Below are 12,097 nucleotides of genomic sequence, written 5' to 3'. Positions count from 1 at the left end.
ATGAGGGTCTTGGTCATAAATCCCGTAGGACACTCAACATGGAATGAATCAGATAGAGCACTGTATAAGAGGTTTCTCCCCTCAGACGTGCACGTAGATGTTGTCTCCCTTCCAAGAGGGCCCACAACGGTTGAGACCGCTGAAGCGTACAGGGAAGCAGCTGCCCTAGTCGTAGAGAGAGGTAGAGAGCTATTTAGTGGATATGATGGTACAATAGTAAACTGTTTCTTAGACCCCGGTGTAGAAGAATTAAGGTATGAGACAAAAAGCGTAGTTATTGGCGCAGGCGAGGCTTCCTTAACGCTTGCTAAGCTCTATGGACACCCCATATACATAATAACAGTGGGTGCCGAAGAGGAGACATTAAACCTCATGTGGGAAAGAGTGGTAAAGCTAGGCTTCGAAAAAATCGTGGCAGACATAGTTGGTGTCCCCTTCGGCGTAATGGACATCGACAGGGATAGGGAGAGGACACTCAGCCTACTATTTAACGCGGCAAAATCCGTGACGTCTAAGAGAAGTGGGGAGAAGGTAACTATAGTGTTAGGGTGTACGGGTTTCGGTGGAATTGCGGAAGAGCTGCAGAACCTGGTAAAAATGCCCGTAGTAGACCCGGTTAAAGCTAGCGCACTCCTAATGGTGAGCTTACTAAGACTGCTCCTTAAAGATTGATTATAAGGCTTCAATACTACTCGTTTTTAATACGCATTACCGTGTTCCTTTTCCGGCCCTTAAGGAAGACTTTGTTACGCGTAATTGGCTCGAATTACCGGGCTTCCCACATACTTGATAGCACACTTAAAAGCCCAAATGAAAATAACTTTCTTACGGTGCAGACCTGTGAAGGCTATATCTAAATGGCTTGTAGTGACCATTGTTGTAATTGTGATCGTCGCGGCAACGTCGGTCATTGCATTCCTGTTCTGGCAGCAGCCCCCCGCTGTGCCTAAAAAAGTTATCGTGTATGCCTCACTTTCCGAAATGACGAGTGCAGAGCCTAGTACGGAGTTCTCTAACTCGGTAATGTGGCTTCCACTAGTATACGAAACACTTGTATGGTATGACCCGTTTAAAGACCAGTTCATACCGGCGCTAGCTGAGAGGTGGGAGAGTAATCCTGAAAGCACGGAGTGGACATTTTACATCAGAAGGAACGCTAAATTCCATGACGGCTCGCCAGTTAACGCGGAAGCTGTGGCGTTTAGCATAAATAGGACAATAACGCTTGGAGGGGGTGCAGCATACATATGGGACCCCGTTGAGAGAATTGAGGTTGTAGACGAGTATACCGTCAAGTTCCACCTCAAGTACCCGGCACCATTACTTAAAGTCGCAGCATCACCGTACGCAGCTTACATCTTCTGCCCCAACGTGGTAAAATACGCCAACGCAACGGATCCCGCCGACCCCAAGGTAGCAGACTGGTTTAATAAAGGCAACGACTGTGGTAGCGGACCCTACAAGTTAACGAAATGGGACCCGGAGTTCGAGGTCGTACTCGAAAAGTGGAATGACTGGTGGGGTTGGAGAGAACCCGACTATCCGTGGAGATCATCGCTTGACAAGGCACCGGACATCTTCATCCTTAAAATAATCAAAGACGCTGCAACTCAGAGCAGGATGTTAAGAGCCGGGGAAATACACATCGCAGAGTACGTTCCCGTGGAAGATGTTGAAGGCTTCGAAAAGGACCCCAACTTCGTAGTTGTGCGTAAACCGAGTTTCCAGAACCTGTTAATGCTGATAAACACTAAGAAGCCTCCACTAAACGATGTACGCGTGCGTATGGCAATAGCCCATGCAATACCGTATGAAGACATAGTTAGACTGGCGCGCGGAGGCCTAGCCAGAGTTGCAAGCGGGCCGATACCCTACGGCCTGTGGGGTCACTTCGACAACTTGACGTACACTTATGACCTAGAACTGGCTAAGAGGCTACTGGCAGAAGCGGGATACCCTACTGGCATACCGAGAACATTTACACTAGTGTATACGGCCGGGGACGTTTACGAGGCCAAGACGTCCGAGATCATAAAGGCATCACTAGCTAAAATTGGTATAAACGTGGAGATCAGGCCAATGTCATGGGAAGAGCAATGGGCACTAGCGCAAAAGGGCTGGGAGGCCCCCGAAGAAGTACAGGACTTATTCATATTCTACTGGTGGCCTGATGTTCTCTCGCCAATAACGTACCTGTACAACATGTTCCACAGCGAGAGCAAAGCATTTAACCTCTGCTACTACGAGAACTCTACATTCGACGAAATAATAATGCAAGCGTACGCGGTTGAGGGCTCAGACCCCCACAAAGCACTTGAACTGTACTATAGGGCTCAATACATGCTGTACGTGGACGTGCCGGCCGTCCCGCTCTGGGATATGCTCGAGATAAGAGTGTCAGTTGCACGCGTTAAAAACCTCGAAAGCGCTGTAAACCCATGTTATCCGACTGTCGTGTTCGCGCAAATGCTCATTGTAGAGTAGGTGGTTAATCTACATGCCGGTAACATACGAGTACGTTATTAAAAGGCTTTTTTTACTTGTCCTCGTCGTGCTTGGCGTTCTTGTTATTACCTTCATCCTGACCCGCGTTATACCGGCTAGGCCGGAACTACTGTGGGCAGGCCCTCACGCACCTCTTGAAGCCATTAAAAGAGCTAGGGAGGAGTTACACCTAGACAAGCCTATACATGTTCAGCTGGCGTACTACTTAAGGGACTTCTTCACTGGTAACTGGGGTGTGTCGTGGAGAACAAAGCAACCGGTTTTCCAGGACATACTCTCAGCGCTACCGGCAACCCTAGAGCTGGTGATAATAGGCTTTGCGATAGCTGTAATCGCCGGTATACCGCTAGGCTTCTACTCGGCCTTAAGGCTGGGGAGCATAAAAGATGATGTGGTTCGCAGTATTGCTGTGATCGGGGCGTCTATGCCCATCTTCTGGGTAGCGCTAATATTGCAACTCGTTTTTGGAATATGGCTTAAGGTGCTACCGGCCGGTAAGCGCGTCGATACCGCCCTCGCAATAGTAACCGGCTTCAGGTCCATAACGGGTTTTTACCTACTTGACTCATTAATACAGGGTAACATGATCGTGTTTATAGATGCTTTAAAAAGGCTGGTTTTACCGGCAATAACGGTATCACTTTACCCGCTAAGCCTCACTATCCGAATGGTGAGGTCCCTAGCTGTAGAGGTCTTGAATGAGAACTTCGTAAGGTTCTTAGAGGTTAACGGAATAAACAGGAGAACGCTGATCTACAGGTACGTCTTAAGAAGCGTGATTTCACCAGTAATAGCTTCACTAGGCCTCAGCTTCGGCTATACCCTCATAGGTGCCTTCATGGTGGAGCTCGTGTACGTGTGGCCGGGCATAGGGTACTACGCGGGCATGGCGCTTTTAAGCTATGATTACCCGGCAGTACTTGGTTCAATAGTGTTCGTGGCCTTGTTCTACTCCGCTATAAACCTCGTCGTAGACCTGGTACACGCCTGGATAGATCCACGGGTGAAACTGTGAACAAGCAGCTAAGAGATTTCTTGGAGTTCGCTGTGCATAGAAAGATCTACTTGGTGGGCCTCGTCATCGTCACGCTGTTCGTTATCACGGGTATTCTAGCCCCTTATATCGTGAGACGGCCTGAAGATGCGTGGGGTATAACGTACAACCCGGAAAAAGCGTTTAAACAACCCTCATTGGAAAACCCCTTGGGAACCGACGCCCTTGGAAGGGACCTACTCAACAGGGTAGTTCTCGGCACGAGGTTTTCTTTGATCATAGGGGTCTCCGTCGTTTCACTATCACTCTTCATAGGAATACCCATAGGCCTCTTAGCAGGCTACCTTGGCGGCAGGCTCGGGACAGTATTGATGAGGATTGCCGACATATTTTTAGCATTCCCACCCCTACTCCTAGCCATAGCATTTGCATCTGTGCTTGGAAGGGGGGTTTTGAACACCATCATTGCACTCGCCCTCTCCTGGTGGCCCTGGTACACTAGGCTCATCTACATTCAAACAACATCCGTGAAGTCGTTGGCGTACGTGGACTCCGCCAGAATAATGGGATTAAACCCCATAACAATAATGTTTAAACACATACTCCCTAACATAGCTACACCTTTAATAACGCAAGCAACACTTGACATCGGGTCAGCCATATTGGAAGCATCCGCGCTAAGCTTCCTCGGCGTGGGTGTTCCGCCACCTACACCGGAGTGGGGTCTCCTGGTTAGTGAGGGGTGGCAGTACATTAACATGGCATGGTGGATTTCCTTCTTCCCCGGCTTGGCCATACTAGTAGTCGTACTTGGGTTTAACTTGCTGGGTGACGCGTTTAAGGAATACCTAGATCCGAGGGTCAGAAACCTCATGGTTAGGAGGAAGGTGAAGTAGCTGTGAGCGGCACTACTATTATATCAATACGCGGCCTCGTAGTCAACTACTACACATTCGGGGGCGTGATTAAAGCCCTCAGAGACGTGGATCTAGACATTAATCATGGGGAGTCCATATGCATTGTCGGGGAGTCGGGTTCTGGTAAATCCACCCTGGCGCAGACAATAGCAATGATCCTCCCCCAAAATGCCGTAGTTGAGCGAGGCTCTATAATTTACGATAGTGTTGATATATTGAGAAGCAGTAGTCTAGATGTACTAGCCAGGGTAAGAAGAGACATCGGAATGGTCTTTCAAGACCCCGCTACGTCTTTTAGCCCCTTATTCCCAATAAAGCAGCAATTCGTAGACGTGCTTTCGGAAGTACTAAAAGTGACACCCGAGGAAGCGCTCAGGATCTCCAGGGAAGCGCTTAAGAACGCTAGGCTCATCGAAGTCGAGCGAGTTCTGAACTCGTATCCTCATGAACTATCAGGTGGAATGTTGCAGAGGGCGTCCATCGCGCTAGCCCTGGCCAAGAAACCTAAAGTACTTATAGCTGATGAGCCCACAACCAATCTAGATGTAACTACCCAGGCAGAGATACTAGACCTCATTAAGGTGCTCAAACGAGAATACGGTTTAACACTGATAATGATTACTCACAATTTTGGAGTCGCAGCACACGTCTGCGACAGGGTTGTTGTAATGTATGCCGGGATGATCTTTGAAGACGGGCCTACGAGGCAGGTTTTAGATAACCCACTACACCCGTACACTAGGGGGCTACTGATGGCAATACCTAGAATGGGCAGGTCATTAACGCCAATACCTGGTTTCCCGCCAGATCCCCGAGAAGTCTTTGAAGGCTGCCCATTTTACGGCAGGTGTAACAGCGCTAGAGGGGAGTGTAGTACTCAAAAACCCCCTCGCGTTGTTCTTGGAGAAAGGACTGTTCATTGCCACCTCTACTGGGGGTCTCAATGGAAATCCTAAAAATAGAAGACCTCTACGTGTATTTTCCGGTTAAGAGGGGCTTGCTTGGGCGGACTGTAGGGTATGTCAAAGCCGTTGACGGGGTATCGCTTAGCGTAAGCCGCGGTGATGGGCTTGCTCTAGTTGGCGAAACGGGTTCAGGCAAGTCTACGATACTTAGAGTTATACTTAAGCTTCAGAGGCCAACACGTGGAAAGGTTTTCTTCGAAGGCAGGGACATCTTCTCGCTGACCCGGGTAGAGGAGAGCTGGTATCGTAGGAAAGTTCAAGCAGTCTTCCAGAACCCGTTCCAATCACTCAACCCTAGAATGCGGGTGCACGACATCCTCGTAGAACCCTTGAACAGGTACGTGAAGCTCGAAGAAGGTGAGGTGGAGAAGAGGGTTCACGAACTACTAGAACTAGTGGGACTGCCATACTCTGTTCTAAACCAGTACCCGGCCAGTCTAAGTGGTGGGCAGGCTCAGCGCGTTGCAATAGCGCGTGCACTTGCTGTGAACCCCGAGCTAGTGCTTCTCGACGAGCCTACGTCGGCTCTCGACGTCTCCGTACAAGCGCAGATACTTAATCTCTTACAGGAGCTCGGGCGCAAGCTCAATGTGACGTACCTCCTGGTAACACACGATCTAGCGATTGTGAGCTACATCGCCAAGAAAGTCGCTGTACTGTACCGCGGTAACGTAGTAGAGATAAGCCCCGTAAACGATGTTTTCAGTAAACCTCTACACCCATATACGCAAGCACTGACCGCATCTATTCCCGATCCATTCAAAGGCATAGCCAGCGGCAAGCTCTTGAAAGAGGAGGAGGTGTATAGGGAGGTTAGTGGCTGCAAGCTAGCTTATAGGTGTCCTTATGCCGAAGAAAAGTGTTTTGAAAAGAGACCTACGCTGCTTAACATACAAGGTAGGCTCGTAGCTTGCTGGCTTTACGCGTAACTTTACGCGTAATACGCGTAAAAGGTATTTAACACGTACTTAGCTAAAGCAGTCTGGGAGTGTGCCTCCATGTCTTTGAAGCTGCTCGTCATAAACCCCGTTAGTGTGGATGTGTGGGACGACCTCGTTTTAAAGTACGCGAAGACCGTTCTCTCTTCAGATGTTGAAGTCGCTGTAAGGCACATACCCAGCGCACCACCATTCATAGAGACTGAGTACGAAAAAGAGCTAGCCGCACCACTTGTCGTTAGGGAAGTACTAAAAGCGAGTGAGGAGGGCTTTAAGGGAGTTGTCATAAACTGCTTTGACGACCCTGGACTAGAGGCTTCGCGAGAGGTTTCCAGCATACCGGTTCTCGGCATAGGAGAGACATCGTTAATGACAGCCATGCTCTTAGGCTACAACATAGCGGTGATCTCGACGGGGAGAGAATGGTCTACTATATACAGGCGCAGAGCCTCCCAACTAGGCGTTGAGAGACGCATAGTCTACATCTCAGGAATAGACGTTCCGATACTGGACCTGAGAAAGGAAATTGAAAGAGTGAAAGCCCTACTAGTAGGGGAAATCAAGAAGGCTATAAGAGATTACGGTGCAGACGTCGCAGTACTAGGTTGCGGAGGGCTCATAGGACTAGCAGATGAACTAAGCGAGACCACGGGCATACCAGTAATAGATCCAACAATTACAACGCTAAAAATAGCGGAAGCTATTATAAAGCTGAAACTAAAGCACCGTAAGGTGAAATCACCCCTCACGTAGCATTCCCCACCATACGTATACCCGTATAATAGCATCCTCACCAAGAGTTCTTTCCCCCACCACTTTTCAGCGGTTTCAATACATTTAAGCAACCTAGCCGGCAAGTATCTATTCAAAAGCCCCTTCAAGTGCTGAAGGATCCTACGGCCTTCCCGAGCCCCTTCACGACGTGGCAAGAACTAATAGTACAATGCTATAATGTGTAATACACATATATATTAAGGTAGGTTAGAGCAGTATTAGGTCGTGGAGAAGCGTAGGTGTTTTATTTGAGTGCCTCGCAACCTTTACACGCTGAAATCCACGGTGCTGGCATCCAGGTGGGTATTCTAAAGGAGATTAGTAGGAGGAGAGAAGGGCCCCGCCCTTCTAGCCTTAGAGTTCTCAGGCTTCTCGAAGAATACCGTAAAGCGACTGTAAAGGTGTCGGTGGAAAGGGCCAAGCTCATTACAGAGTTCTATGAAAAATGCGAGCGTGAACCCGAATGCCGTAATAAACCAATCCCCGTGAAGAGGGCTTTAGCGTTTAAGTACTTACTGGAAAGGGTTTCCACCCCCGTAGAGTGGGGTCAGCTTATTGTGGGTATAAGGGGTTCGTGGGTAAAAGAGGTCCCTACATACCCTGAGATATGTTGTCACACCCTCAAGGACTTAGAGATACTCAATTCAAGGGAGAGGATGCCGTATAGAGTAGATCCGGAGGTCTTCAAGATCTACGAGGAGAAGGTAATACCATTCTGGAAAAACAAGACCGTCAGGGAAAAGCTCTTTAAATCCATGTCCAAAGAGTGGCTTGATGCTTACGAAGCAGGCATCTTCACAGAGTTCATGGAGCAGAGAGCACCCGGCCACACCTGCGGAGGCGAAAGAATATTCAGAACAGGGCTACTAGACGTCAAGGAAGAGATAAAGAAAGTAAGAGAAATGCTTGATCCAGAGGACCCTGAATACGAGAACAAGCTCGCGGAGTTAGAGGCCATGGAGATAGTTGCCGATGCGATGCTTGTTTACGCTAAGCGGTACGCCGACAAGCTAAGGAGAATGGCAGAGGAGGAGGGAGATCCGGCCCGGAAAGAGGAATTACTGCAGATGGCCGCTATATGCGAGAAGGTTCCAGCACGTGCCCCGGAAACCTTCTGGGAGGCACTACAGCATTACTGGTTTATACATGTTGGTGTAGTTTACGAAGCCAACGGCTGGGATTCCTTTAGCCCCGGCCGTTTAGACTTGTGGCTATATCCATTTTACAAGAGAGACCTAGAAACCGGTAAGTTGACTAGAGAGAAAGCTAAGGAGCTGCTTCAGTGCTTTTTACTAAAATTTGAGGCTCAACCAGCACCACCTAAGGTGGGCGTAACAGCCGAGGAGAGCTACACATATAACGACTTCGCCAAGATCAACCTGGGCGGTGTGGACGAGAACGGCAAGAACGCCGTCAACGAGCTCTCGTACCTCATAATTGAAGCTAGAGAGGAGCTAATGCCGACACTACAACCTAACCTCGCTGTACAGGTATCCGAGAAGACCCCCGAGGAGTTTCTCGTAAGGGCTCTAAAAATGGCTTCGAGGGGTTTCGGCGAGCCTCCATTCTTCAATCACGATGGAATAGTAGTAAAAATGCTTAGACAAGGTAAGTGTTTAAAGGATGCGCGCCTCGCCGGAGCTAGTGGTTGCGTGGAATCAGGGGCGTTTGGAAAAGAAGCGTACATACTTACAGGCTACTTCAACCTACCCAAGATCCTGGAAATAACGCTTAATAATGGGGTTGACCCGAGGACGGGGAAGAAGATAGGGTTAGAGACCGGCGACCCGAGGAGCTTTAAGAGCTTTGACGAGCTGTGGGAAGCGTACTTGAAGCAAGTCAAGCACTTTCTAGACATTAAAATGCGTGGAAACGATATCATCGAAAAGATCTACGCCGACGAGCTACCGGTACCTTTCCTCTCGCTTTGGATCGAGGACTGCGTAAAGAACGCCAAGGACTATAACGCGGGCGGCGCTAGGTACAATACCCAGTACATACAGATGGCTGGACTAGGCACCGTCGTAGACTCTCTGGTTGCAATAAAATACCTGGTATTCGATCACAGGATCGTCACCATGGACCAGGTGCTCGAAGCATTGAACAAGAATTGGGAGGGCTTCGAGTGGTTAAGGCAATTCATCGTTAACAAGATACCACACTGGGGTAACGACGACGACTACGTAGACTCCATCGCAGTGAGGCTTAACGAAGCCTTAGTTCAAATGGTCGAGAGCTACCCGCCCACCCCGATTAGAAGAGCAACGCGCCACATATATTGGCTACCCACAACGGTTCACGTATATTTCGGAAAGGTTACGGGGGCGACGCCGGATGGCAGGAAAGCAGGCTTTCCAGTATCCGAAGGGGTTTCCCCCGTACAGGGAATGGATCGTAAAGGCTTACTAGCAGTCTTCAAGTCAGTGGCCAAGGTAGACTGGGATAAAACCGGCGGAGCCTTACTAAACGCTAAGCTAATGCCCGATTTCTTCGACCATGAAGAGAACTACAAGAAGCTGGTCTTAGCTATTAGAACGTTCTTTAGGCTCGGGGGCCACCACGTCCAGTTTAACGTTGTAAGTGCCGAACTACTTCGCGAAGCCCAGAGAAAGCCGCAAGACTTTGAAGACCTAATGGTCAGGGTAGCAGGTTACAGCGACTACTTCGTTAAGCTTCCCAAGGGCTTACAAGACGAAATCATTGCCCGGACAGAGCACCGGGAGCTCTAGTAACGACGGCGATCGTGGTGAAACCGGTTAAGGGAATCGTGTTTGATATACAGAGATTCGCGATCTACGATGGGCCTGGAATAAGAACGCTTGTTTTTCTAAAAGGTTGTCCTCTTAGATGCTGGTGGTGCCAGAACCCCGAGGGCCTAACGATAGAGCCCTCCTTAATTTACATAAGTTACAAGTGCATTAGGTGTAAAACCTGCATAGGGATCTGCCCTCAGAGGGCCCTACTATACGACGAGGAAAGGAACGTGGTCAAGATAGATAGAAGCCGCTGTAATCTCTGCGGAACGTGTACGGAGAACTGCCCCACAACCGCCCTCAGGTTTATAGGGAAGGAAATGACCGTGGAGGAGGTAATGGCTGAAATCGAAAAAGATATACCATTCTATGATGCTAGTGGAGGGGGTGTCACCTTTAGTGGTGGGGAACCACTAGTACAGGCGGGGTTTCTCACCGAACTACTCAAAGCATGCAGAGCTAGGAGGATACACACCGCAATTGAGACTTCTGGCTACGCGCCATCAGGCGTTTTTAGAGAAGTCCTAGAGCTGGTTGACTTACTACTCTACGATATAAAGCTAGTAGATGACGCTGCTCACGTAAAGTATACTGGGGTATCCAATAAACCGATACTCGCAAACCTGCTCTACGCGAACGCCACGGGCAAGCCGATCATTATAAGAATACCAGTAATACCCACCATAACGGATACCGATGAGAACCTAAAAAGCGTGATCGATCTGCTCTCATCTTTAAACTTGAAGACTATCTTAAGGGTAGACCTACTTCCATACCACGATGTGAGGGAAAAGTATGAGCGCCTAGACCTCGAATACAAAATGCCACCGGGACTAAAAGCATCAACTGATAGGCTTAACCTCATCAAGGAGGAAATAGAGAAAACAGGCTTAAAGGTCACTGTAGGAGGATACGGCTAGCCTCTCCACGGCATTAAAGGTTAAATTAACGATGTCTAGGAAGATGAAATCGGGGTGTAGCGGCATGAGGCTCTACGAGAAAAGCCCTCCCATACCTCCAGAGGAGTTCGTTCGGGTTGAGTGGACCTCTTTAAAAGAGTATGTTAAGGAGGTATTTTGTGCCCTAGGTGTACCGCGTGAGCACGCCGAGATCGTCGCTGACGTCCTTGTCACCGCCGATTTGATGGGTATTGAGAGCCACGGGGTTCAGAGACTCAAGAGGTACACGACCGGCATCAAGAACGGCTCCGTTAAGCCCAGAGCCGAGATCATGACCGTAAAGGAGACCCCCTCAACCGCACTGATTGACGGTGGTGCCAGTTTGGGGCAAGTTGTCGCGTACAATGCAATGAAGATAGCCATTGAAAAGGCTAGGAGTGCAGGAGTATCCGTAGTCGGTGTTAGAAATAGCCATCACTTTGGTATAGCGGGCTATTACGCCCTGCAGGCAGTCAGGGAGAACATGGTTGGAGTCGTGATGACCAACTCCGAAGCTGTGGTATCTTATACGCACACCGTGGGCAGGAATATGGGTACGAACCCCATAGCGGTGGGATTTCCTACGAAGACCCCTCCGCCAATATTGTTTGATGCCGCTACCAGCATAGCTCCGATTGGCAAAATAGAGCTCTATGCCAAGCAGGATAAGAAGATACCACTAGGCTGGGCATTGACACCTGAAGGCAGGCTTACAGATGACCCGAAAGAAGTCATGGCTAGGAAGGGCTCGCTACTCCCATTAGGAGGGCTCGGCGAGGAACTCGGTGGACATAAGGGCTCTGGGCTAGCTCTAGTCGTAGACGTTCTTTGTGGAGTTCTGACAGGTGCCAGCTACGGCATGTATGTTAAACATACAACGGGTAAAGAGCCCGCGAACGTCGGCCACTTCATGATCGTGGTCAACATAGATGCTATCTCCTCACTAGACCTCTTCTTGGATAGGATCGAAGAGTACAGGAAGTACATTAAAAGCCTCAAGAAGATCTCCGAAAGCGCTGAGATCTGGCTACCCGGGGAAAAAGCCTGGTTAACCATGGAAACGAGGATGAGGATCGGAATACCAGTGCATAGAGGCATCTTGAAAGAGATAAGGGAAGAAGGAGAAAGCCTAGGAGTAGAGTTCAATGTCAAGGTTCTCAAAGAAACAGCCTGATCCCTCCAGCCCCCGAAGGTAAGGCTTTTTATTATAAGCTACGATAGGGTCACCGCGCTCGCGTTTCCCGGCCGTCCCGTACAGACCCCATAAAACTTCAATGCTTTCCATCGCCTGCATCAGCGTAATGCGCCCTCCC

The 12,097-nt window shown here is 49.2% G+C and carries 10 protein-coding genes; all 10 read left to right on the top strand.

Annotation, left to right across the window (positions count from 1 at the left end; all coding sequences use genetic code 11):
* The 10 genes from QXU03_06470 to QXU03_06425 all read left to right on the top strand — a co-directional run bounded on the left by QXU03_06470 (position 1) and on the right by QXU03_06425 (position 11,958).
* The gene (locus QXU03_06470) at positions 1-672 is read left to right on the top strand and encodes an aspartate/glutamate racemase family protein (protein MEM2171377.1); all 672 of its coding nucleotides are present in this window, start codon (positions 1-3) and stop codon (positions 670-672) included.
* Between the two features lie 168 nt (positions 673-840).
* Positions 841-2,484, top strand: coding sequence for an ABC transporter substrate-binding protein (locus tag QXU03_06465; GenBank protein MEM2171376.1), 1,644 nt, complete (start codon positions 841-843; stop codon positions 2,482-2,484).
* Positions 2,485-2,497: 13 nt separating this feature from the next.
* A complete protein-coding gene (locus tag QXU03_06460) occupies positions 2,498-3,520 on the top strand; it encodes an ABC transporter permease (protein MEM2171375.1) in 1,023 nt (340 codons plus the stop codon).
* Complete coding sequence (locus tag QXU03_06455; GenBank protein ID MEM2171374.1) at positions 3,517-4,395, top strand: ABC transporter permease; 879 nt, start codon at positions 3,517-3,519, stop codon at positions 4,393-4,395. Before QXU03_06460 ends, QXU03_06455 begins: the two co-directional genes overlap by 4 nt.
* A gap of 2 nt (positions 4,396-4,397) precedes the next feature.
* Positions 4,398-5,372: an ABC transporter ATP-binding protein gene (locus tag QXU03_06450; GenBank protein MEM2171373.1), complete on the top strand. Its 975-nt coding sequence runs from the start codon at positions 4,398-4,400 to the stop codon at positions 5,370-5,372.
* Positions 5,360-6,310: an ABC transporter ATP-binding protein gene (locus QXU03_06445; GenBank protein MEM2171372.1), complete on the top strand. Its 951-nt coding sequence runs from the start codon at positions 5,360-5,362 to the stop codon at positions 6,308-6,310. The genes QXU03_06450 and QXU03_06445 overlap by 13 nt, the downstream gene beginning before the upstream one ends.
* 69 nt (positions 6,311-6,379) lie before the next feature.
* Positions 6,380-7,072 (top strand): aspartate/glutamate racemase family protein, encoded by a 693-nt coding sequence (locus tag QXU03_06440; GenBank protein MEM2171371.1) that lies wholly within the window; start codon positions 6,380-6,382, stop codon positions 7,070-7,072.
* Between the two features lie 269 nt (positions 7,073-7,341).
* Positions 7,342-9,822 carry a glycyl radical protein gene (locus tag QXU03_06435; GenBank protein ID MEM2171370.1) on the top strand — a complete coding sequence of 827 codons (2,481 nt, stop codon included), beginning with the start codon at positions 7,342-7,344 and terminating at the stop codon, positions 9,820-9,822.
* A gap of 17 nt (positions 9,823-9,839) precedes the next feature.
* The gene (locus tag QXU03_06430; GenBank protein ID MEM2171369.1) at positions 9,840-10,766 is read left to right on the top strand and encodes a glycyl-radical enzyme activating protein; all 927 of its coding nucleotides are present in this window, start codon (positions 9,840-9,842) and stop codon (positions 10,764-10,766) included.
* Between the two features lie 31 nt (positions 10,767-10,797).
* Positions 10,798-11,958, top strand: coding sequence for an Ldh family oxidoreductase (locus tag QXU03_06425; GenBank protein ID MEM2171368.1), 1,161 nt, complete (start codon positions 10,798-10,800; stop codon positions 11,956-11,958).
* Positions 11,959-12,097: the final 139 nt, after the last annotated feature.

This window comes from Desulfurococcaceae archaeon, assembly GCA_038845865.1.
Classification (GTDB): domain Archaea; phylum Thermoproteota; class Thermoprotei_A; order Sulfolobales; family Desulfurococcaceae; genus UBA285.
This window is presented reverse-complemented; position numbering and strand designations above follow the sequence as displayed.